At 64.8% G+C, this 23,182-nt stretch carries 18 protein-coding genes; 10 read left to right on the top strand and 8 right to left on the bottom strand.

The annotated features are described in order from the left end of the window. From XcuCFBP2542_RS19825 to XcuCFBP2542_RS14690, 9 genes are all read left to right on the top strand, one after another. A partial coding sequence (locus XcuCFBP2542_RS19825; RefSeq protein ID WP_211293014.1) for a hypothetical protein occupies positions 1 to 193 on the top strand: 193 nt, incomplete at its 5' end. A 29-nt stretch (positions 194 to 222) separates the two neighbouring features. Beyond that, on the top strand, positions 223 to 1,119 hold the full coding sequence (locus XcuCFBP2542_RS14730) for a hypothetical protein (RefSeq protein WP_146090340.1): 897 nt from the start codon (positions 223 to 225) through the stop codon (positions 1,117 to 1,119). 1,151 nt (positions 1,120 to 2,270) lie between these two features. Continuing rightward, complete coding sequence (locus XcuCFBP2542_RS14720) at positions 2,271 to 3,170, top strand: hypothetical protein (protein ID WP_146090338.1); 900 nt, start codon at positions 2,271 to 2,273, stop codon at positions 3,168 to 3,170. Between the two features lie 26 nt (positions 3,171 to 3,196). Next, the gene (locus XcuCFBP2542_RS14715; protein WP_104604369.1) at positions 3,197 to 5,371 is read left to right on the top strand and encodes an XVIPCD domain-containing protein; all 2,175 of its coding nucleotides are present in this window, start codon (positions 3,197 to 3,199) and stop codon (positions 5,369 to 5,371) included. A gap of 288 nt (positions 5,372 to 5,659) precedes the next feature. Then, on the top strand, positions 5,660 to 6,145 hold the full coding sequence (ybeY, locus tag XcuCFBP2542_RS14710) for an rRNA maturation RNase YbeY (RefSeq protein ID WP_104604367.1): 486 nt from the start codon (positions 5,660 to 5,662) through the stop codon (positions 6,143 to 6,145). Then, a complete protein-coding gene (locus XcuCFBP2542_RS14705) occupies positions 6,145 to 6,663 on the top strand; it encodes a hypothetical protein (RefSeq protein WP_104604365.1) in 519 nt (172 codons plus the stop codon). Before ybeY ends, XcuCFBP2542_RS14705 begins: the two co-directional genes overlap by 1 nt. Before the next feature lie 92 nt (positions 6,664 to 6,755). Further along, complete coding sequence (locus XcuCFBP2542_RS14700; protein WP_104604379.1) at positions 6,756 to 7,634, top strand: CorC family transporter; 879 nt, start codon at positions 6,756 to 6,758, stop codon at positions 7,632 to 7,634. After that, positions 7,631 to 8,932, top strand: a complete 1,302-nt coding sequence (locus XcuCFBP2542_RS14695; protein WP_104604363.1) for a lipoprotein N-acyltransferase Lnb domain-containing protein — start codon at positions 7,631 to 7,633, stop codon at positions 8,930 to 8,932. The genes XcuCFBP2542_RS14700 and XcuCFBP2542_RS14695 overlap by 4 nt, the downstream gene beginning before the upstream one ends. Before the next feature lie 15 nt (positions 8,933 to 8,947). Next, a complete protein-coding gene (locus tag XcuCFBP2542_RS14690; protein WP_104604361.1) occupies positions 8,948 to 9,949 on the top strand; it encodes a magnesium and cobalt transport protein CorA in 1,002 nt (333 codons plus the stop codon). A gap of 196 nt (positions 9,950 to 10,145) precedes the next feature. Here XcuCFBP2542_RS14690 and XcuCFBP2542_RS14680 read toward each other — a convergent pair whose 3' ends face one another. From XcuCFBP2542_RS14680 to XcuCFBP2542_RS14665, 4 genes are all read right to left on the bottom strand, one after another. Further along, positions 10,146 to 11,510, bottom strand: a complete 1,365-nt coding sequence (locus XcuCFBP2542_RS14680; RefSeq protein WP_104604357.1) for an NAD-dependent succinate-semialdehyde dehydrogenase — start codon at positions 11,508 to 11,510, stop codon at positions 10,146 to 10,148. Positions 11,511 to 11,783: 273 nt separating this feature from the next. Then, positions 11,784 to 13,274, bottom strand: a complete 1,491-nt coding sequence (locus tag XcuCFBP2542_RS14675; protein ID WP_170066999.1) for an efflux transporter outer membrane subunit — start codon at positions 13,272 to 13,274, stop codon at positions 11,784 to 11,786. Positions 13,275 to 13,278: 4 nt separating this feature from the next. Next, positions 13,279 to 14,865 carry an MDR family MFS transporter gene (locus XcuCFBP2542_RS14670; RefSeq protein WP_104604353.1) on the bottom strand — a complete coding sequence of 529 codons (1,587 nt, stop codon included), beginning with the start codon at positions 14,863 to 14,865 and terminating at the stop codon, positions 13,279 to 13,281. Continuing rightward, positions 14,862 to 16,055 (bottom strand): HlyD family secretion protein, encoded by a 1,194-nt coding sequence (locus XcuCFBP2542_RS14665; RefSeq protein ID WP_104604351.1) that lies wholly within the window; start codon positions 16,053 to 16,055, stop codon positions 14,862 to 14,864. Before XcuCFBP2542_RS14665 ends, XcuCFBP2542_RS14670 begins: the two co-directional genes overlap by 4 nt. A gap of 282 nt (positions 16,056 to 16,337) precedes the next feature. Here XcuCFBP2542_RS14665 and XcuCFBP2542_RS14660 point away from each other — a divergent pair, with 282 nt between their 5' ends. Continuing rightward, positions 16,338 to 17,636, top strand: coding sequence for a GGDEF domain-containing response regulator (locus XcuCFBP2542_RS14660; RefSeq protein WP_104604349.1), 1,299 nt, complete (start codon positions 16,338 to 16,340; stop codon positions 17,634 to 17,636). A gap of 184 nt (positions 17,637 to 17,820) precedes the next feature. On the opposite strand, the gene XcuCFBP2542_RS14655 is transcribed toward XcuCFBP2542_RS14660, so the two are convergent. The 4 genes from XcuCFBP2542_RS14655 to fdhD all read right to left on the bottom strand — a co-directional run bounded on the left by XcuCFBP2542_RS14655 (position 17,821) and on the right by fdhD (position 23,176). Continuing rightward, entirely contained in the window at positions 17,821 to 19,128 is a 1,308-nt protein-coding gene (locus tag XcuCFBP2542_RS14655) for an MFS transporter (protein ID WP_104604347.1), read from the bottom strand. Between the two features lie 589 nt (positions 19,129 to 19,717). Continuing rightward, entirely contained in the window at positions 19,718 to 19,996 is a 279-nt protein-coding gene (locus tag XcuCFBP2542_RS14650; RefSeq protein ID WP_104604345.1) for a hypothetical protein, read from the bottom strand. Further along, on the bottom strand, positions 19,986 to 22,334 hold the full coding sequence (locus tag XcuCFBP2542_RS14645; protein WP_104604343.1) for an FdhF/YdeP family oxidoreductase: 2,349 nt from the start codon (positions 22,332 to 22,334) through the stop codon (positions 19,986 to 19,988). The genes XcuCFBP2542_RS14650 and XcuCFBP2542_RS14645 overlap by 11 nt, the downstream gene beginning before the upstream one ends. Continuing rightward, the gene (gene fdhD, locus XcuCFBP2542_RS14640; RefSeq protein ID WP_104604341.1) at positions 22,331 to 23,176 is read right to left on the bottom strand and encodes a formate dehydrogenase accessory sulfurtransferase FdhD; all 846 of its coding nucleotides are present in this window, start codon (positions 23,174 to 23,176) and stop codon (positions 22,331 to 22,333) included. The genes XcuCFBP2542_RS14645 and fdhD overlap by 4 nt, the downstream gene beginning before the upstream one ends. Between the last annotated feature and the right edge of the window lie 6 nt (positions 23,177 to 23,182).

The following is a 23,182-nucleotide window of genomic DNA, read 5'->3' as shown; positions in this document are numbered from 1 at the left end:
GAAAACGGCGAAAATCGAAGGTTTGAACGAGTTTTACGCGACCCAGGACGGCTTTTTCCGTCTCCTGGCTGCGTTGATCAGACAATCCTTAAGCAATGCGCAGGCAATTGACCACGGCAGGCCGAAGCGGTACACAGGTGACCAACATCAGATGGGCAATACCGCCAAAGGAAAGCGTCCTGGCAGGCATTGATACGCTATATCCAAGGACCGATACATTATATGCAGATAACACCCTACCCATCACTAAAAAAGCTCGCTCAAGACTGCCATGAATGGCTAGAGCGCCATCATCAGCGCAACGAATACCATCAACTTTCGACTACTGTTCAAGGCCACTTGGACGCTACTGGGCCACTGAATCCCAAAGCTTGGTCACCTCTCAGGTGGCTTGCACTGTATTACGACGTCGCAAGCTGCGATGCATTCCTGCGCTCGGATGTGGAAACACTGACCGGCGCGCTTCAACATGCAGTGCAACTGCGTGCACTGCTATTTCGGTGGAATGGCATGTATAGCGACATGCGCCAGGACCTGGGCAATTGGCCGACCGAATTTACCGACGGCATGGCGGCGGCAGGCCCAGCCATGTTGTCGTGGTGGAACAGTGCCGAAACCTGCGCCCAGCTGTTCATCGAGATGGCCGAGAAGGACCAGCGCCTCAACATCTTGCATGAAATGCGCCGCATCAAGCATGGCAGCAGCGACGCGTTCTTGATCGGGCTGTTTTCCCAGGCATTTGGCATGCAGACCGACTTCGTTGCACCGGTCGAGCTCATCCCCGAGTATCAGGCGCTGCTGGATCACTGGCACAGCTTTGATGAAACGATGTTTGCGGCGGTGATGCAGAAAGCGGCCGACTTCCACATCACCCGCAGCAAGGACGGCACAGACCAGACCACCTATGAGTTTGAAGCAACGCTGGATCGCGTCTTTCCCGCCGAGCTACTGGCCGTGCAGGCACTACGCCGCCGCCAGGGCCTGCCCGAGTTCAAGACCGATCATCTGTTGATCGATACGCCCTGGGCGCTCGTTCGGGACATGCCGCCAGCGGCACCGCATCCGTTGGCAGCGGTAGTGGAAGCACGCCTGGTGCAGGATTACCCTCAGTTTCGTTAAGCAATGCGCAGGCAATTGACCACGGCAGGCCGAAGCGGTACATAAGTGACCAACACCAGATGGGCAATGCGGCCAACGGAAAACATCCTGACAAGCATCGTCAACCCGCATTCAAGGATCAACACGCCACATGCAGATCACACCTCATCCATCGTTGAAGAAGCAGCTGCCATTGGAATGTAGAGAGTGGCTGGAACATGCTAAAGAAAAAGGAAAAATTCATCGTTACTCCAATGACTTACAGAGTTTTCTGAATGCCTCAGGGCCATTAAAGCCTAAGGCTTGGCTGCACCTCAGCCGCCTTACGCTGCATTACGAGGTCGCAACATGCGATGCATTCCTGCGCTCGGATGTGGAAACGCTGACCCGCTTGCTTCAACATGCAGTGCAGCTGCGTGCACTGCTATTTCGGTGGACTGGGATGTACAGCGACATGCGCCAGGATCTCGGCAACTGGCCGACCGAGTTTGCTGACAGCATGAGAGCCGCAGGTCCCGCCATGCTGTCGTGGTGGGATAGTGCCGAAACCTGCGCCCAGCTGTTCATCGAAATGGCCGAGAAAGACCAGCGGCTCAATACATTGCATGAAATGCGCCGCATCATGCATGGCAGCAGCGACGCGTTTTTGATCGGGCTGTTTTCCCAGGCATTTGGCATGCAGACCGACTTCGTTGCACCGGTCGAACTCATCCCCGAATATCNGGATCACTGGCATAGCCATGATGAAGCAATGTTTGCGGCAGTGATGCAGAAAGCGGCCGACTTCCACATTTCACGCAGCAAGCAAAACACCGATCACACCAGATACGAATTCGACGCAACGCTCGATCAGGTTTTTCCCGCCGAGCTACTGGCCGTGCAGGCGCTACGCCGCCGCCAGGACCTGCCCGAGTTCAAGACCGATCATCTGTTGATCGATACGCCCTGGGCGTTCGTCCGGGACATGCCGCCAGTGGCACCGCATCCGTTGGCAGCGGCAGTGGAAGCACGCCTGGTGCAGGATTACCCGCAGTTTCGTTAAGCAATCCGCAGGCAATTGACCATCGCCGACCGAAGCGGTACACAGTGAGCCGACACCGGATGGGTAATGTGGCCAACGGAAAACATCCTGACTAGCATCGTCAACTCGCATTCAAGGACCAACGCGCCACATGCAGATCACAGCTCATCCATCGTTGAAAAAAAAGCTGCCATTGGAGTGTAGAGAGTGGCTGGAATACTCTCAAACAAAGAATGAGTACGAGGCTCACCTCCTTGCTGTTCAGCGCCACCTAGATAACTCTGGGCTATTAAATCCTAAGGCCTGGGTACCTCTTAGCCAACTGGCACTGCATTACGATGTAGCCAGCTGTGATGCGTTTCTTCGTTCAGATATAGACACACTCGCCCGCACACTTCAACACGCCGTCCAGCTGCGCGCCCTGCTATTTCGGTGGAATGGCATGTACAGCGACATGCGCCAGGACCTGGGTAATTGGCCGACCGAATTTACCGACGGCATGGCGGCGGCAGGCCCAGCCATGTTGTCCTGGTGGCAGAGCGCAGAAACCTGTGCCCAGCTTTTCATCGAGATGGCCGAAAAAGACCAGCGCCTCAACATCCTGCATGAAATGCGCCGCATCAAGCATGGCAGCAGCGACGCGTTCTTGATCGGGCTGTTTTCCCAGGCATTTGGCATGCAGACCGACTTCGTTGCACCGGTTGAACTCATCCCCGAGTATCAGGCACTGCTGGATCACTGGCACAGCCTCGATGAAACGATGTTTGCGGCGGTGATGCAGAAAGCGGCCGACTTCCACATCACCCGCAGCAAGGACGGCACGGACCAGACCATCTATGAGTTTGAAGCAACGCTGGATCGCGTCTTTCCCGCCGAGCTACTGGCCGTGCAGGCGCTACGCCGCCGCCAGGGCCTGCCCGAGTTCAAGACCGATCATCTGTTGATCGATACGCCCTGGGCGTTCGTCCGGGACATGCCGCCAGTGGCACCGCATCCGTTGGCAGCGGCAGTGGAAGCACGCCTGGTGCAGGATTACCCGCAGTTTCGATAAATCACTCGCGACAGGAGCAGGCCGACATGAACGCGACGAACCGCACCTCACGGACCAGCGACCTGGTGTCGCTTGCGCAGGCCACCGACGCAACCGGCCAGGTGGATCTGGGCGCCTACCAGGCATACCGGCTCATCAACGCCCACCAGACACTGGATGGGATGGATGCCGCAGGCGTGGTGGATGCCATCATGGCCTCGCCGGTCTATGCCGACGAACGCGGCAGAGCGCAAGTGGGCCAATTGATCGAGGCCATCTCCAGCCGCTTGCCGCCGGCCGATGCACGGCGGTTCGACGCGGCCCTGGATGCGGCGCAGCTCGATGAGTCGTGGGTCGAGCGCAACTATGAGCGCTATGTGGAAGAGCCGCTTGGCGCTGCCGCGCACCAGGCCAAGGCGGGGCTGGGGCAGGCGCTGGCCTGGAGCGACCAGCAGATCAGCGACAACCTGGCGGCAGCGCGGCGCTGGGCGCAAACCGCGCCGACACAACCGCAGAACCTCTACCTGGACCGGGCCGCCAGTGAAATGGCTGCAGGGTCGCAGGAAGCGTATGGCGCGCTGAAAGGCGCCACGCGGCATGGCCTGGCCATGCTGGGCGACACCGTGGAACTGGCCGCGCTTGCGCACCAGTTCAGTACCGACCGCGATTTCCGCAATCTGCTCATCGGCGCGGCCTCGGTGTATGCCGCCCAGGCCATCGACGACCCGGCCAAGCTCCCGCGCGACCTGCGTAACGCGGCGATCGGCGCCTGGAACCAGTGGGAAGCCGGTCTGGAGCAAGCCACGCGCGACGGCAAGGAGCATGAATACCTGGGCGATGCCAAGGGTGCCGCGGCGGTGGAAATCATCGCCACCTTCGTGCCTGTCAGCAAACTGACCAAGCTGGCGCATATTGCCCAGGTTGCGCATGCCGGCGAGGAACTGGCGCCGGTTGCAGGACGCGTTGCCGGCACGCTTGAGCGCAAGCAGGCCGGTGCACTGGCCGCAGACCTGGTCGAACTGGCCCAGGACGCGCGCCACGTTCAGGTCAGCGGCGGCCTGGCCGCCGATGGCGCCAACCTGATGTTCCACGGCCTGGCCGGGGTCAAACGCAGCCAGGGCGAGCTGGGCGCGCTGGTGGATGGCTTGCATGCGTCGGGCAACCTGGGTGGCCTGTTGCAAAGCGGCGCCTTGTCGCCCAGGGAACTGGCGCATCTGGCACGCCGCGATGTGACGCTGTTCGATGGCGAGGTGTCCTTCCATGCGGCCATCGATGCCTATGTGGGCAAGCGCGCGTTGACGGAACTTGAGAACCACGAGGTTGGCGCGATCGGCGAGGCGCTGGTGTCGCATGACCTGGCGGCACGCGGGTATACGGATCTGGTGCCGATCCAGAACAATTCCGGCCATGGCATCGATGTGGTCGGCATCAACCCGCAGACCCAGCGCTGGGAGAGTTTTGAAGTGAAGGCCTCCGTGCAGGGGATTGCACGTAGTCAGGGCGGTGATCCGGAGCAGTTTGTGGTCAGTCGGCTCAATAGAGCGATAGCTAAACAGGGCCAATGGGCGCCCCAAAATACGTGGGAAGAGCAGGCACAATCAACTGCCGCAAGAGTTCTTGCTGAAGCGCGGGATATCACCACCGGCAAAGTCGATATCGAAGCAAACTGGGCCAAAGTCAATCTCGCGCGCGACCCTGCCACCGGCACGCTCACCGGCACCCCGGAGATCGGCAAATGGATGACTCCGGCAGAACGACATCACGAGCGCGCGTTGCCCCGTGAGACACCTGCGCCACGCTCACCTGCCGATGCCGATCACCCCGACCACGCCTTGCATCAACAGATCAAAGGCAAGGTCGCCGAGCTGGACCAGCAGGCCGGCCGCAGCTTCGATGCCACCAGCGAGCGCATGACCGCCAGCTTGCTGGTGCTCGCCAAGAAACAAGAGCTGGCGCGGGTTGACCATGTGCTGCTGGGCACCCCAAGCGCCAACCCCGATGCAGTGCAGAATGTCTTCCTTGTACAAGGCTCGCCGACAGATCACGCCATGGTCCGCACGTCCATGCCGACACTGCAGGCCATACAGACCCCTGTCGAGCAATCTCACCAGCAGCTGGAGGTCATCAACCAACGGTTGGCGCAAGAACACGCACAACAGCAGGCGCAGCAACAGGCCACCGATCAGACACGCCCGCCGCCCGGGCCGCAACTCACCGTGTAGGCACCCTGTGGCAAGCAGGCGCGACACAGGCACGCCCGCTACAAACCCTCCAACGTGCAGGCAGACGCCGCGTAGCGCGCAGGGCAAACGGGCAAACGCCCCCCCCACCCGTGCGCAGGCTGTCACGTCGTGAATTTGGGCGCAGCCTCCGCCAGGGCCACCTCGACACCGCTTACAATTGCCAGATGCCGGCCGGCCGAAATGGCAGCTACACGCGGTCCACTGCGCACAGCGATGCGGCAGGTGACCGGCATGGATCAGATGCCCCTTTGCCCAGGAATTGTCGCCATGACCCGTGGACCTGTCCGTCTCGACGTTGCCGTCAGTTATGCGTTGCCGCGCGCCGGCCTGCCGTCGTCGGTGAGCTTTCGCAAGTGGGTGGCCGCTGCCTTGAAGGGACGCATCCGCGAGGCCGACCTGGCGGTGCGCGTGGTCGATGAGAAGGAAGGCTGCGCGCTCAACCACCACTACCGCGGCAAGGATTACGCCACCAACGTGCTGAGCTTCCCGGCCGAACTGCCGGAGGGCCTGCCCAAGGGCATCAAGATGCCGCTGCTGGGCGACCTGGTGATCTGCGCGCCGGTGGTGGCGCGCGAGGCGGCCGAACAGGGCAAGTCGCTGGCCGCGCACTATGCGCACCTCACCGTGCACGGCACCTTGCATCTGCTGGGCTGGGACCACGAAGACGACAAGGAGGCCGATGCGATGGAGCAACTGGAACGCGAGATCCTGGCCGACCTGGGAATCGAAGACCCCTACGCGGGGGAGCGTTGATGCGCGCGTTGATGGCAATGAGCTGCCTGCTGCTGAGTCCGGCAGCGGCATTGGCGCAGGGCGCGCCGGTACGGCCCGATCTGCCGGCACTGATCGAATGCCGCCAGCGCATCGGCGACTTCAACGCCTTGGCGCCGGTGCTGGCCGACCCGCTCAAGGCGGTGGCGCTGGGCTGGACGCCGCTGGACCAGTCCAACCTGTTCATGACCGAATACACCCTCAACACGCCCATCAAGGTGTTCGGCCACAGCACCCACCACATCGCCTTTTCCGGCGCCAGCATCATGGCGATCCTGGACCTGCCCGATCCGCGCCCGCTGGCCAAGCAGTTGGACCTGGAGCTGGGCGTGGATAACGCCGACAAGGTCATGTACGGGCGCGAGCTGGTCAGCGAAGACACCATCAACCCCAAGACCGGCGAGGCGATGATCGAATCGGTGGTACTCAGCGTGACCAACGTCAAATCGCATCCGGGCAAGACCGTGGTGGGCTGCGGCTACAGCCTGGACCTGCCCTGACCCGGGCCTGGCAACGCATCCACAGCGTGTGGCCGGCTTCCTGCTAGACTGCTGGTCCATGCCTGGTTTTCCGGGTGCCGTCCCCCGTCATGATGTCAGAAGACGACAGTAGCTACAGCGCAGACCCCCCCGAAAAACGCCGCAGCTGGCTCGAACGCCTCAGCGCGGCCTTCTCTGGCGAACCCCACACCCGCGACGAACTGATCGCGCTGCTGCGGACCGCCGAACAGGACGGCCTCATCGCCGCCGACACCTTGCGCATGATGGAAGGTGCCATCGCCGTCGCCGAGCTCACCGTGGGCGATGTGATGATTTCGCGCTCGCAGATGGTCTCCCTGCCGGTGGAGGCGCGCTTCATCGACCTGATGAAGCAGGTGGTCGAATCCGGCCATTCGCGCTTCCCGGTGCATGGCGAGAACAAGGACGAAGTGCTCGGCATCCTGCTGGCCAAGGACCTGCTGCGCGGCGTGGTCGCCGACAACGGGCCTGGCAACATCCGCGAGCTGCTGCGCCCGGCGGTGCTGATCCCAGAGTCCAAGAAGCTCAACGTGCTGCTCAAGGAATTCCGCCTGTCGCGCAACCACATGGCGATCGTGGTGGACGAGTACGGCGGGGTCGCCGGCCTGGTCACCATCGAGGACGTGCTGGAGCAGATCGTCGGCCAGATCGACGACGAACACGACGACGCCGAAGAAGAGAATTCGCTGATCGCCATCCAGGCCGATGGCCGCTACGTGGTCGATGCGCTGACGCCGATCGAGGACTTCAACGAGCGCTTCGGCGCCGAGTTCCCCGACGACGAGTACGACACCGTCGGTGGTTTGGTCACCGATGCGATCGGCCATCTGCCGGAAACCGGCGAAGAGCTGACACTGGGACGCTTCGCATTCCGCGTGGCCAAGGCCGACGCGCGCCGCGTGCATGCCTTCCACGTCACCATCTTGCCGCCCGACCCGCAGGACGACGCTTGAACCAGCTCGCCCGCAGTGCCTGCACGGCGCCGCAGCGCGGCGGCGCACGGCGGTGGCTCGCCTGTTGGGCGCTGCTGCTGCTGACGCTGCTGGCCGCGCCGCTTGCCGTGGCCCAGGCGGTCCAGGCGGTCCAGGCGGTCCAGGGCAAGGCTGCCCAGGGCATTGCTTCGGCGGTCGCCCCGGCGCCACGCGTCGGCGTGCTGACCATGCAACCGGGCGAAGTGTTCTTCGAGCGCTTCGGGCATGACGCCATCGTGGTGGTGGACCCAGTCAGCGGGCAGGCCACCTCGTACAACTTCGGGTTCTTCGACCCCAGCGAGCCGGACTTCGTGCCGCGCTTCGCGCGTGGCGAAATGATGTATTACCTGGTGGCGCTGCCACTGGAAGAAGACCTGTCGCAATACCGCAACGCCGGCCGTGGCGTCAGCGTGCAGTGGCTGGATCTGCCGCCCGAGCAGGCACGCGCACTCGCCGACGGGCTGGCGGTGCGCAGCCGCCCGGAAAACGCGCGCTATCACTACGATTATTTCGAAGCCAACTGCGCCACGATGGTGCGCGATACGCTCGATCGTGCCATGGGCGGCACGCTGAAGTCGCAACTGGCCGGTCGCTCGCGCGGCAATACCTACCGCAGCGAGGCGATACGCCTGGCCTCCCCTGCCCCGTGGATGTGGCTGGGCTTCGACCTGGGCCTGGGTCCGTACGCCGATCGCCCGCTGTCGCGCTGGGAAGAAGGCTTCGTGCCGATGCGACTGGCCGACAGCCTGACCCAGGTGCACACCAGCACCGGCCGGCCGTTGGTGCAATCCACGCAAGTGTTGTTGCCGCACCGCGTCGCGCCCGAGCCTGCCGAACAGCAGCGGCAGTGGTGGCCGTGGCTGCTGGCCGGCGCGCTGGTGGCCGCCGGCGTGCTGGCGCTGCGTCGCCGGCAACGCCTGCTGGCCGGGCTGGCACTGCCGTTCTGGCTGCTGTGCGCCATCGGCGGCGGCCTGCTGGTGTATCTGTGGGGCTTCACCGCGCATCAGTCCGCGTGGGCCAACCGCAACCTGTTGCTGGTCAATCCGCTGTGCGTGCTGCTGTGGTTTGGTGGCATCCGGCTACAGCTCGGCCATCGGCCGGGCCTCTGGTTCAATGGGCTGTCCTGGCTGGTGGCGGCCGCGGCGCTGCTGGCACTGGTGATCCACTGGCTCTCGTTCCAGGCGCAGGACAACCTGCAGTGGGTGATGCTGCTGTTGCCGATCCACGCCGCGCTTGCGATCGCCCTGCAGCCGCGCGACGTGTCGCTTCCTCGACGTTGACCCGACGATGTGCCCATGAACAGCCACGGCCGCCATCCAGACAATCCGTCCTGCGTCATCACCTGTGCCTATTACGATGGCGATGGCAAACGCCACGACATCGGCCTGGAGCAGATCAGCGACGTGCTGGAGCGCCCGGATGGCTTTGTCTGGGTGGGACTGTACGAGCCGCAGGAGTCGGTGCTGCACAAGCTGCGGGACGAATTCGGCCTGCATGACCTGGCCATCGAAGACGCGCTCAAGGCGCATCAGCGGCCCAAGGCCGAGAGTTACGGCAACTCGCTGTTCGTGGTGGTCAATACCGCACAACTGGTCAACGAGCGTATCCGTTACGGCGAAACGCATGCATTCCTGGGCGAGCGGTTTCTGCTGACCGTGCGCCACGGCGCATCGCTGTCGTACACGCCGGTGCGGCATCGGGTCGAGCGCGAGCCGGCCATGCTCCGCATGGGTGCCTCGTTCTGCCTATATGGCGTGCTGGATTTCGTGGTCGACAACTATCTGCCGATCATGGACGAGTTCCGCGACACGCTGGAGCGCCTGGAAAAGGACATCTTTGCCGACGACTACAAGCGCGAAACGGTGGTGCGGCTGTATGAGCTCAAGCGCGAACTCAACAAGATGCGTCTGGTGGTGGCGCCGTTGCAGGACGTGCTCTCGCACCTCAAGCGCAACCCTGGCTCATTGATCCACGCAGAAGTGGGCATCTATCTGCGCGACGTACTCGATCATGCGGTGCGCATCAACGACGCCATCGACACCTTGCGCGAGATGCTGGGCACCGCACTCAGCGTCAACCTGTCGATGGTAACGATGGCGCAAGGCGAGACGGTCAAGCGTCTGGGCGCCTGGGCCGCACTGCTGGCCGCCCCCACGCTCATCACCAGTTGGTATGGCATGAACTTCACCCACATGCCCGAACTCGACAAACCCTACGCCTACCCCCTGCTGGTGGGCGGCATCGTCGCCTCCTGCCTGGTGCTGTATCGCCTGTTCAAGCGCGCGCGGTGGCTGTGATGGCCGCGTTGCGGCCTGGGAATGGGGAATGGGGAATGGGGAATGGGGAATGGGGAATGGGGAATGGGGAATGGGGAATCGTAGAAGCGATTTCCCTCTTTCTGATGGAGGTAGGGGATTAGCAACGTTCATTTGCTCCAATGCCTCAGTGAGCCGCTCTACCGATTCCCCATTCCCGATTCCCGATTCCCAGCCGTCAAGCCACATAGATCGTCTTGATGTTCATGAACTCATGGATGCCGTGATCGGCCAGTTCGCGGCCGAAGCCTGAGCGCTTGATGCCACCGAACGGTAGCCGCACGTCGCTCTTGACCACCGAGTTGACGAAGGCGGCGCCGCACTGCAGCTGCTGAGCGACGCGTTCGCCGCGCTTGGCATCGGCAGTCCAGACGCTGCCGCCCAGGCCGAAGCTGGTGTCGTTGGCCACGCGCACGGCCTCGGCCTCATCGGCGACGCGAATGATAGAGGCCACCGGTCCGAAGAATTCTTCGTGATAGGCCGGCATGCCCGGCGCGACGTGGTCGAGGATGGTCGCCGGGTAGCCGGCGTGGGAGCCGGGCACCGGTTCGCCGCCCAGCAGCACCTTGGCGCCCTTCGCCACGCTGGCCTGCACCTGTTTGTGCAATTCATCGCGCAGGTCGGCACGTGCCATCGGTGCCAGCGTGGTGCTTTCCTGCTGTGGATCGCCGACCACGCGCTTGGAGGCGGCAGCAACGAAGCGTTCGATGAAACGCCCGGCAATGGCCTCCACCACGATGAAGCGCTTGGCCGCGATGCAGGTCTGCCCGCTGTTGTCGAAGCGCGACTGCACCGCCGATTCCACGGTGTGCTCCAACTGCGCATCGTCCAGCACGATGAAGGCATCGCTGCCACCCAGTTCCATCACGCACTTCTTCAGTTGATCGCCGGCATTGGCAGCAAGCGAGCGCCCGGCGCGTTCGCTGCCGGTCAAGGTCACTGCGGCAATGCGGTCGTCGCGCAGCACATCCGCGGCCTGGTCGTTGTCGATATGCAACACGTCGAACACGCCTGGCGGAATACCGGCGGCATCCAGTACCGCCTTCATGGCATCGGCGCAGCGCGGCACGTTGCTGGCATGTTTGAGCAGCGACACGTTGCCAGCCATCAAACCAGGCGCCAGGAAGCGGAACGCCTGCCACAACGGAAAATTCCATGGCATCACCGCGAACACGCAGCCCAGCGGTTCGTAGCGCACGTAGCTCGATTGCGCCTCGGTGGGAATCTGGCGCGGTGCCAGGTAATCGGCCGCATGCTCGGCGTAGTACGCGCAGGCCTGCGCGCACTTGTCCACTTCGGCCAGTGCTTCGGCGCGGAGCTTGCCCATCTCTGCGGTCATGATGTGCTGCAGGTCCTCGCGCCGGCGGGTCAGCTCTTGGCCCACACGGCGCAGCAGCGCGCCGCGCTCGGCTAGGGGCAAGGCCGCCCAGGCTGGAAATGCTTTTGCCGAGGCTGCCAGACGCTTCTCGATACCGGCGCTGTCCAGGGTGTGCTGGGTGTGCTCGACCTGGCCATTGGCCGGGTTGACGGTGTCGTAGGACATGACGTTCTCCAATGACAAGGCGGCCAATGCTAGACCCGCACGAGTTGCCGTTGCGTCACAGACGCCTGAAATCGATGTAACGCTGTGTCCATCGCACTGCGACGCAGTGCCGGACACCTGCGGCACTGGCGAAAACCCATCGGCACGGCCGCTTGTCACACCGGCTGGCGGTTCGCGGACTGTCTGCAACGCATCGTCGCCAGCCAGTCCCGCTGCCGCCAGATCCAGGCTGCCAGCCTCGCGTGAAGCGACCGTCGATCCGCAGGCACGGCCTCAACGCGTCTCCTGCTGCGCCTCGCTCCAGCCCAACCCCAGGCTCTTCTGCAAGGCCACATAGTTCACCAGGAGTTGCACCTGTGCCTGCGTGGCAGCGTCCTGCGCGATGAGTTGCTGGCGCTGCACATCCAGCAGGTCGATGGATGAGGTGGCGCCGGCATCGCGGCGTTGCTGCATCAGCCCGGCCGAGCGCGTGGCCGAGGCTTCTGCCTGGCGCGCCACCACCAGCTGTTTGCGCGCCGAGCCGAAACGCGACAGCGCCGCATTGGCATCCTGCAAGGCACCCAGCACCGCCGCCTCGTAGGCCGCCTCACGGCCGGCGTTGCCGGCACGCGCCTGGTCCACCTGCGCACGGGTCTTGCCGAAATCGAAGATCGACCAGCGCAGCATCGGCACCGCCAGGGTAGTCAACGCATCGGAATTGAAATCGCTGGGTGAGCCGGCCACCCAGCTCAGCCCGCCCAGCAGGGTCACCTGCGGGAAATAGCCGTTCAGCGCCTCGCCGATCTGTGCGCTGGAGGCAGCCAGCGCGCGCTCGGCCTTGCGCACGTCCGGGCGACGGCGGATCAGCGCGCCGGCATCGTCCACGCGCACCTGGGTGGGCAACATCGGCAGCGGCTGGGTCGTCCTCAACTGGGCGTCCAGCGCGCCGGGCTCGCGCCCGACCATCAGCGCCAGCTGGTCCTGCGCTTCCTGCGCCTGCATCTCCAGCGGCAGGCGTTGCGCCTGCTGCTGTTGCACCTGGGTGGCGATCTGTTCGACCTGCAGGTCCGAGGCAGCGCCCTGTGTGCGGCGTTGCTGCACCAGCTGCAGTGATTGGCGGATCTTGTCCAGGTTGGCATCGGCAATTGCCAAACGCGCCTGCAACCCACGGTAATTGAGATACACCTGCCCGACTTCGGCGGCCAGCTGCACCTGCGCGTCGGCCAGTTCGGCTTCGGAGGCCTGCGCCTGGGCCAGTGCGCCTTCGGCGGCACGACGACGACGACCGAAAAAATCCAGCTCCCAGCTGGCGTCGAAGCCAGCGCTGTAGATCTCGGTCTTCTCCAGATCCAGCGCCTGGCTGCCTTGCGCCGGCGGCTGCCCCTGCTGGCCGTTCTGCAGCCCGCCCAGGGTGTCCACGATGGTCTGCGGCGGCTCGGCATACGCATACACCGCACTGGCATTGAGCTTGGGCAGACGCTCGGCGCGGCGCTGGCGGGCCAGCGCGCGGTTGGCGCGCAGGCGGGCCTGCGCGGCGCGCAGCGTGGGGCTGTCGGCCAGCGCCTGGGTCACCAGCCGGGTCAAGGTGGGGTCATGCAGTTCTTCCCACCAGTGGTTCACCGGTGCGGCGGCCACCACCTCCGCGCCGCTGGCACGATGCAGTGCCGGGGCCTGTATCGCCGCATCGGCCACCGACGGTGGCTTGGTGTAGTTGGGGCCAAGCATGCAGCCACCGAGTACGACGGCGCTCAACGCCGCGGCCAGCGGCATGCGGAACAGGCGCATGGAATCAATGCATCGCAAGGTGCGTCCCCTTGGGTAACGGCTTGAGCAAAAAGGCCAGCGGGATCGTGCACACCACGATCATGCCGAAGATCCAGAACAGGTCGCTGTAGGTCATCACCAGCGCCTGCTGTTGCACCACCCGCGCGAACTGCGCAATGGCCGCAATCGCCGCCTCGCCCCCCGCGCTGCCGTGCATCTGCGCACTCAGGCCGGCCAGCGCCTCCTGCGCACGCGGCGCGTTGGCGGTGATCGAGCTGCCGATGGTTTCGGTGTGGAAACCCATCCGCCGCTCCTGGAAGGTGGAGATCAGCGCCAGGCCGACCGACCCGCCCAGGTTGCGGCCGGCATTGAACAGGCCAGAGGCATCGCCGGCCAGCTCCGGCGGCACCGAGGAAATGGCCGCCTGGTTGAGCGACATCATCGCCAGTGCCAGCCCGCAGCCCTGCAGCAGCTGCCCGGCGACGAAATGCATGCCCACCGTATCGGCGGTCAGCGACAGGTTGACGAAGCAGGCGGCGGCAAAGCACAGCAGGCCGGCGATCACCAGGATGCGCACGTCCACCACGTCCAGCAGCTTGGGCATCATCGGCATCAGCAACACGGTCGGCAGCCCGGACAGCAGCAGCACATAGCCGGCCTGCTCGGTGTTGTAGCCGGAGATCACCGCCAGGAACTGCGGAATCATGTACATCACGCCGAACAGGATCATGCCCACCGCCATGATCATGATGAACACCGCACCGAAGCTGCGATGCAGCAGCAGCGACAGGTGGATCACCGGGGCGCGCTTGCGGAACTGGCCAACGATCAACGCAATGAAGCCGCTCAGCGCGATCAGGCTCAGCGTGTTGATCTCGCTGGATTCGAACCAGCGTTCGCGCTGGCCTTCTTCCAGCACCACGGTGAGCCCGCCCAGACCCGCAGTGAGACCGTAGATGCCCAGCCAGTCGGCATCGAGCAGGCCGGCCCAATTGCCTTTCTCATGCTCCAGCCCCAGCAGCAGCAACGCCACCAGGCCCACGCAGATCGGCACGTTGATGAAGAAGGCGTAGTGCCAGCTGACGTTTTCGGTGAGCCAGCCACCCAGCAGCGGGCCGATCACCGGCCCCATGATGACGGTCATGCCGAACAGCGCAGTGCCCATGGTCTGCTGGCTGGGCGGCAGCCGGGTGGCCACGATGGTCAGCGCGGTGGGAATCAGCGCGCCGCCCGCCAGGCCCTGCCCCACCCGCCCGACGATCATCATGGTCAGCGAGGTCGACAGCCCGCACACCACTGAAAACGCGGTGAACATCACCGCGCAGATCAGCAGGAAATTGCGCAGGCCCAGCGTGCGTACGAACCAGCCGGTGAGCGGGATCATGATGATCTCGGCCACCAGGTAGGCGGTGGAGATCCAGGTGCCTTCGGTGCCGCTGGCGCCCACCTCGCCCTGGATGGTCGGCAGGGCCGCGTTGACGATGGAGATGTCCAGCGTGGCCATGAACGAGCCGATGGTGCCGGCCAGCACTGCCAGCCACGCGCCGGGGCTGGCCTTCTCGCGGCCTGCGCTGCCGCCGGCCCCCTGGCCGGTGACGGCCGCTGCGCTCATCGCGCGCGCTCCTGCTCCTGCACGCGGTCCGATTCTGCTTCGGCGCGCTGCTTGGCGTCCTTGGCCGAACGGGTATCCACGGTCACTTCCACCGACATGCCCGGTACCAGCACCTTGCGCGCCTCGGTGCCGGCCAGCACGCGGATGCGCACCGGTATGCGCTGCACCACCTTGGTGAAGTTGCCGGTGGCATTTTCCGGCGGCAACAGCGCGAACTGCGAGCCGGTGCCCGGCGACAGGCTCTCGACCTTGCCATGCAGCTTCACGCCCGACAGCGCGTCCACTTCAATTTCGGCCGGCTGGCCGGGGCGCATCAGGCCGACCTGGGTTTCCTTGAAATTGGCGACCAGGTACAGCGATTGCTGCGGCACGATGGTCATGGTGCGGGTGCCCGCAGCCAGGAATTGCCCTTCCTGCACGGTCTTGTCGCCCACCCGGCCGTGGATACGGCTGATCAGGCCGGTGTCTTCCACCGCTACGCGTGCCTGGTCGGCATCGGCGGTGGCCTGCTTCAGGCCGGCCTGGGCCTGTTCCAGCTGCGCCCTACTGGCCTGGATCTGGCTTTGCGCCCCGGTAGCCTGCGCCCGCGCGGCGTCGTACTGGGCGCGGGCGCGCGCCAGGTCGTGCTGCAGGCTTTCCTGGTGCTCGTGGGTGTCCGCGCCGGAGGCCGCCAATGGCGCGAAGCGCTTCACTTCGGCCTGGGCGAAGGTGAGGCTGGCGGCGGCCGAGGTCACCTGGGTACGCGCCTGCACCAGCGCCGCTTCCTGGCCGGCGACATTGGCAGTGGCGGCCACGATATCGGCCTGGCGTGCGGCAATGGCCGCTTCGGCCTGCTGCAGCGTGGCCTGGTAGGTGCGATCGTCGATCTGCAGCAGCGGCTGGCCGACGTCCACGATCTGGTTGTCGCCCACCAGTACCTTGGTCACATAGCCGCTGACGCGCGGCGCCACCGCCACCGAGTCGGCCTGCAGATAGGCGTTGTTGGTGTCCTGCAGGTAGCGGCCCTTGATGAGGTAATAGGCCAGCCAGATCACCAGCAGCACCACGACCAGCACGCCCACCAGGATCAGGGTCCACCTGACCTTGGGATTCTTCAGCGGCGACGGCTTTGGCGGCGGCTGGGCCTCAGCGCCCTGGGCATCGGCAGGCGCATCGCGGCCATCGTTGGACGGGGGGACTGGGTTGCTCAAGAGAAGCGTCCTGTGTGTCGTGGGCGGGGTGCGCAAGGGCTCGCCGCAACAGCGGCATTGGCGAACGCGCCGGAAACCATACAATCATTTGAACCCATCGGTACAGATTGTGTGATGAGCCTGCTCAGCCATCGCTGGGGTCGCCCCGTGGGCTACTGGCGCAGCAGGCGGCCTGCCAGCACATGCCGCGTACCGTCCGTGCCGCCGCGTTCGCTACCGCGCTCAAGTTTTCGCGGCCCGGGCCGTTAGTTGGTCTGACGGTTCGATCCACACGGCCAGCCGATGTCTCCAGGTACCTTAAATCGCAATAGTGAAAGCGCAGTCCTGCCGCAGCGCGTACTGCTGGTGGAGAATTCGCGCACGTTCACCAGCATGCTGCGCGAAGCCATCGAGCAGCGCGTGGAACTGCCGGTCACGGTCGTGTCGACCCTGGCCGAAGCGGCACGCGTGCTCGATGAGGAAGATGGCTGGTTTCTGGTCCTGACCGGGCTGGTGCTGGTGGATGGTGACCGCGACAAGGTGGTGGAGTTCTTCCTGTCGCGCAACCTGCCCACCGTGGTGGTCAGCGGCGTCTACGACGAGGATCTGCGCCAGCGCGTGCTGCAGCAGCAGATCATCGACTACGTACTCAAGAACGCGCCGGGCAGCATCGAATATCTGGCCTGGCTGGTGCAGCGCCTGGAACGCAATCGCCGCATCGGTGCGCTGGTGGTGGACGATTCGTTGTCTGCGCGCACCTACGCAGCGGCACTGTTGTCGATGTACGGCTACCGCGTGGTGCTGGCTGCCGACGGGGCGGCGGGGCTGGAAGCGATCGAACGCGACGCCGGCATCCGCCTGACCATCGTCGACCAGGAAATGCCCGGCATGGAAGGCGTGGAATTCACCCGCCGGCTGCGTGCCATCCGCTCGCGCGACAAGGTGGCGGTGATCGGCATCTCCGGCAACAGCGATTCGTCGCTGATCCCGCGTTTCCTGAAGAACGGCGCAAACGACTTCCTGCGCAAGCCATTTTCCCGCGAAGAATTCTTCTGCCGCGTCTCGCAGAACGTGGACCAGCTGGAACTGATCGGCACGCTGCAGGACCTGGCCACGCGCGACTTCCTCACCGGCCTGCCGAACCGGCGCTACTTCCTGGAGCAGAGCCAGCGGGTGATCCCCAAGCTGCTGTCGCAGGACCAGACGGTGACTGCGGCGATGGTCGATATCGACCACTTCAAGCACATCAACGACACCTGGGGCCACGAAGCCGGCGACCAGGCCCTGCGTGCGGTGGCCGCCTCGGTGTCCGGGCATGCGCGCCCGCAGGACCTGGTGGCACGCTTCGGCGGAGAAGAGTTCTGCCTGCTGGTACCGGGGCTGGATGCGGCCAACGCCACGAGTTATTTCGAGACCCTGCGCGAGCGCATCAGCGCGTTGCGGGTACGCGTCGGCGATGACACGCTGAGCATGACCGTGAGTATCGGCGTGTGCATTGCCAGCAAGGACGGACAATCCCTGCATCATCTGCTGGGCGAAGCCGACAAGTACCTGTACCTGGCCAAGGCCGGCGGCCGCAACCAGGTGCGCTTGGCGAGCTGATTGCCAGGACGCCGCGCTGCATGGCGTGGCAGCACACGCCGCGTCTGATGCAAGAAGCCGGGTCCGGATATAGCCACGCCCGCACTTACCTGCACAAGGTGTCAGGCAACGACGATGCCCCGTCGGAACGCACCCGAGCGCGACGAAGCGTTACCGGAGACACCTCGGCGCGCCTGGCGCCCAGCTAGCTGGAATGCTTGCCGCCAATCGTCTGCCGGCGCGGTCGCCGCGCGACCATCAACGCCAGCAGGCTCAGCACCGCAGTGGCACCCAGATAGTAGCCCACCGCCTGCACGCCGTAGCGCGCGGCCAGTTGCGTGGCGACGTACGGCGCCGGTGCCGCGCCCAGGATGCTGGCCAGATTGAACGACAAGGATGCGCCGGTGTAGCGCACCTCGGTGGGATACAACTCCGCCAGCAAGGTGCCGCAGGGCCCATAGGTCAGCCCCATGAAGAAGAATCCCAGCGACAGGAAGCCAAGCACCTGCAGTGGATGGCCGGCCTGAAACAACGGCGCAAACGCCATCCCGAACGCAATGATGGCGATGCTGGCCAGCAGCATCGCCAGCGGCGCCCCATGGCGGTCGCCGAACTTCGCCGACAGCGGGATGCCCAGCGCAAAGAACACGATGCCGGCCATCTGCAGCAGCAGGAATTGTTCCTTGGCGTAGCCCAGGGTCTTGGTGCCATAGCCCAGCGCAAAGACGGTCATCAGATAAAACAGCACGAAGGTGGCGAACGCGCCCAGGGTGCCCACGATCAACGCCGGCCAATGCTGCGAGATCACCGTGCCCAGCGGCAGGCGCACGCGTGTCTTGCGATCCAGGGTCTTCTGGAAATCCGGGGTCTCGGTGATGCTCAGGCGCACCCACAACCCGATGGCGACCAGCAGCGCGCTGGCCAGGAATGGCACCCGCCAGCCCCAGGCCAGGAAATCGGCATCGTCCAGCAATGCCCCCATGCCCAGGAAGGTGCCGGTGGACAGCAAAAAGCCCAGCGGCGCGCCCAGCTGCGGAAACATGCCGTACCACACCCGTTTGCCAGGCGGGGCGTTTTCGGTGGCCAGCAACACCGCCCCGCCCCATTCGCCGCCCAGGCCCAACCCCTGACCAAAGCGACACACCGCCAGTAGCGCCGGCGCCAGCACGCCGATCTGCGCATAACCGGGCAACAGGCCGATCGCCACCGTGGACAGGCCCATCGTCAGCAACGCCGCCACCAGCGTCGCCTTGCGGCCAATGCGATCGCCAAAGTGGCCGAACACCGCCGAGCCCACCGGCCGCGCGATGAAGGCCACCGCAAAGGTGGCCAGCGACTGCAGCATCGCCGCGCTGCCATCGCCGGCCGGAAAGAACAGCGCGGGAAACACCAGTACCGCCGCAGTGGCGTAGATATAGAAATCGAAGAATTCGATGGTGGTGCCGATCAGGCTGGCAAACAGCACGCGCGCAGGCGAATTGGTGGGCGTAGCAAGCGACGCGGCGGCAGTCATCGGTAGTCGGCATCCGGAAACAAGACGGCCGATTCTGGCAGATCGCGGCAGGGCTTTGCGCAGGCCAACCGATTGGTAAAAGTTGCAAGCGTGACCGACAGTGCTGTGGGCCAGGACGTCCTCACCCGCCCAAGGCGGACGACAAGGTGTCGCCAGCTGTTGTTTAAAGTGCTTCGGTTGCAAAGCGCCTGTTTTGTGGCGTCGCTTCGACTATGTCCCGCTAAAGCTTTGTCGGTTTGCAGGAGGCCCTTGCCCGCCCACCATCGCGGGACACGCCGCAAGTACATCCCTGTAGGCTTTTACGCGGCATCCATGCCGCGTAAGGTCCAGCGACGGTGAGCGGGCAAGGACCATTCGAGAGGGTCGGTCTGTCAGTGCAAGCGACAGGCGACGTTCGCTGAGTGTGCTGCGCCGCTACCGCATCAGGAGCCGCTTCTCAAAACCGCCGACCAACGTTCTGGTGCGGTGAGGGCACCGCGCGCGCGCCCAACGACGCTTTTGGCACAAACCCGTGACCCTCGTCGTTCCTGGATGCGGTGCCAACCAAATCCAAAACACCGCCAGCTCTTCATCAAAGCGGGAAGATCGCTCAACCGCCCTGCGGCACTTGCGCCGTTGCACCTTGCACGTGTTCAACCAGGCCGGCAGGCGTTAGCACCGCAAATTGGCGTTCGCCACGCTCTTCTACACGCACCCAGTCCGGACCCGGTTCACCGTCCAGGTTGGCCGTGCCCAGCCAGGCGAGCGTGCGTAGCAGCACGCTCATGCGCACGCCCAGCTGCTTGCACAACTTCGCCAGAGACACGCCCTGCGGTGCCTCGGCCAGGGCGTGCAATAGCTGTGCAGTGAGCTGCGGGTCAGCGGACAAGCACGGCCCCGATGTCGCGCGGCGCCGCGTCGGCGGTTTCGGCGCGGTGCGGCAGCACGATCACCGGAATCGACTTGGAGGTGGGCGTGCGCGCTTCGTCGGCGAAGCTGGACAGCGGCACCAGCGCGTTGGTTTCCGGGTAGTACGCCGCCAGGCAGCCACGCGGGATGTTGTAGTCCACCAGCAGGAAGCGCCGCGCCTCACGGCGCACGCCGTCCTCGCACAAGCTCTCCAGGTCCACCCAATCGCCGGCCTTCATGTTGAGCGCGGCAATGTCGGCGCCGTTGATGAACAGCACGCGGCGCTCGCCGAACACGCCGCGATAGCGATCGTCCAGTCCGTAGATGGTGGTGTTGTATTGGTCGTGCGAGCGCGTGGTGGCTAGCGTGAAGACCATCTGATCGCCCCGCGAACGCCGCGCGCGGTGGATCGGGTTGTCGGTAGGCACTGCATGCGATTTGAACACCGCGCGTTGCTCGGGCGTGACCCACTTGCGGTCGCGCGCGGTGTTGGACAGGCGAAAGCCCCCCGGCACGCGCACCCGCTGGTTGAAGTCGGCAAAATCCGGGAACACCTGCGCGATCAGATCACGCACACGGTCGTAGTCGCCCACCAGCCAGCGCCAGCGGATCGCGCTGCGCGCACCCAAGGTGGCTTCGGCCATGCGTGCCACGATCGCCGGCTCGGACAACAGGTCCGGCGAGGCCGGCGGATTGATGCCGGCCGACAGGTGCACCATGCTCATCGAATCCTCCACCGTCACTCCTTGCGCGCCGGCGTCCTGGATGTCGATTTCGGTGCGGCCCAGGCACGGCAGGATCAGCGCCTCGCGCCCATGCACCAGGTGGCTGCGATTGAGCTTGGTGGTGACATGCACGGTGAGGTCGCAGTTGCGCAACGCACGGTGCGTGGCCTCGGTATCGGGCGTGGCCGCGGCGAAGTTGCCGCCCATCGCGAAGAACACCTTGCCGCGACCATCCAGCATTGCCTCGATGGCGCCGACGGTATCGAAGCCGTCCGCCCGCGGCGGCGCGAAGCCGAACACCGACTGCAGCTTGTCCAGGAACGCGGCCGGCGGCTTTTCGTAGATCATCATCGTGCGGTCGCCCTGCACGTTGCTATGCCCGCGCACCGGGCACACGCCTGCGCCGGGCCGGCCCAGGTGGCCGCGCAGCAACAGCAGGTTGGTAATCATGTGGATGGTGGCCACCGAATGCTTGTGCTGGGTGATACCCATGCCCCAGCAGGCGATCACGCTCCCGGCGTTGAGGTAGATCTGCCCGGCCTTGCGCAGCGCCGCTTCGTCCAGCCCGGATTCCTCGACAATGGTGTCCCAGGACTCGGCCTGCACGTCCGCGACAAAGGCGTCGAAATTGGCGGTGTGCTCGGCGATGAAATCCAGGTCCAGCAAGCGCGGCGTACCTTCGCGCTGTGCCTGCGCGTCGCGTTCGAGCACATGCTTGATGATGCCCTTGATCGCAGCCAGATCGCCGCCGATCTTGAGCTGGAAGTAATCCGATGCGATGCGCGTGGAGCCGTTGTGCAGCATCTCCAGCTTGTCCTGCGGGTCGGCGAACTTTTCAAGCCCGCGCTCGCGCAGCGGATTGAACGCGGCAATCGCCGCGCCACGCTTGGAGGCCTGACGCAACTCGCCGAGCATGCGCGGGTGATTGGTGCCTGGGTTCTGGCCGAAGATGAAGATGGCATCGGCCAGTTCGAAATCGTGCAGCGACACCGTGCCCTTGCCCACGCCGATCTGCGAGCGCAGCGCGGTGCCGGAGGGTTCGTGGCACATGTTGGAGCAGTCGGGAAAGTTGTTGGTGCCGAACTCACGCACGAACAGCTGGTACAGGAACGCCGCCTCGTTGCTGGTGCGCCCGGAAGTGTAGAAGATCGCCTCATCGGGGCTGGCCAGGCCATTGAGATGGCTGGCGATCTGCGCAAACGCCTCATCCCAGCTCACTGGTACGTAATGGTCGGTGGCCGCGTCATAGCGCATCGGCTCGGTCAGCCGGCCCTGCCCCTCCAGCCAGTAGTCGCTGTACTGCGACAACAGGCTGACGCTGTGCGAAGCGAACAGCTGCGCCCCGGCACGGCGCGCGGTGGACTCGGCCGCCACAGCCTTGGCGCCGTTCTCGCAGAACTCGAAGGTGGAGGTGTGATCGCGGTCGGGCCAGGCGCAGCCGGGGCAGTCGAAGCCGTCCGGTTGGTTGGCATGCAGCAGCGTCTTGGCGCCCTGCACTGCGATGTCCTGTTCCATCAGGTGCTTGGCGACCGAGCGCAATGCGCCCCAGCCGCCAGCGGGATTGTCGTACTGCTTGATGGTCTTCTTGCTCATGCGGGCTCTCCCACCGCCACGCCCAGGTTCAGGCGCTGCGGATGGCTGTAAACAACACAATCGTGATCGCGGGCAAACCCGATCAGGGTCACGCCCGCACTGTCGGCCAGGCTGATCGCCAGCGCGGTGGGCGCGGAGATCGCTGCAAGCAGCGGTATCCGGGCCTGCGCGGCTTTCATGGCCATCTCAAAACTGGCGCGGCTGGTGACCACCGCAAATCCTTGCGATGCATCGATGCGCGCCTGCGCCAATGCACCGATCAACTTGTCCAGGGCGTTATGCCGGCCAACGTCTTCGCGTACCAGCTGCACGACACCCTCGGCATCAGCCCATCCGGCCGCGTGCACCGCGCCGGTCTGCGCGGCGATCGGCTGCTGCGCGTGCAGCCCAGCCAGCGCGCGCGCCAACGCGTCCGCATCGATCTGCAAGGCGGACTGCACCACCGGCGGCACGCGCAGCACCGCCTCGATCGATTCGTTGCCGCACACCCCGCAACCGCTGCGCCCATCCAGGTTGCGCCGCCGCCGGTCCAGTGCGGCGGCACGCTCGGGCGGGATCTCGATCTGCAACGAAGCGCCTTCCAGAAAGGTCTCCACCGCGACCACCCGCAGCTCCTGCGGGTGGTCGACGATGCCTTCGCTCAGCGAAAAGCCCAGCGCAAAGTCTTCCAGGTCTTCAGGCGTGGCCATCATCACCGCGAACGGCACCTGGTTGTAGATCAGCGCAACCGGCATTTCGGCCGCCACCTGGTCCTGCACCGTGGCACCGCGCCCGCCACGATGTCGGAACACCGTGCGCACCACGCTGCCAGGGCGCACCGAGCGCGAGGACGGAGTGGTCATCTCACC

It is taken from the genome of Xanthomonas cucurbitae (assembly GCF_002939885.1).
GTDB classification, from domain to species: domain Bacteria; phylum Pseudomonadota; class Gammaproteobacteria; order Xanthomonadales; family Xanthomonadaceae; genus Xanthomonas; species Xanthomonas cucurbitae.
The sequence above is the reverse complement of the archived record's forward strand: the minus strand, read 5'-3'. Positions and strand labels throughout refer to the sequence as shown.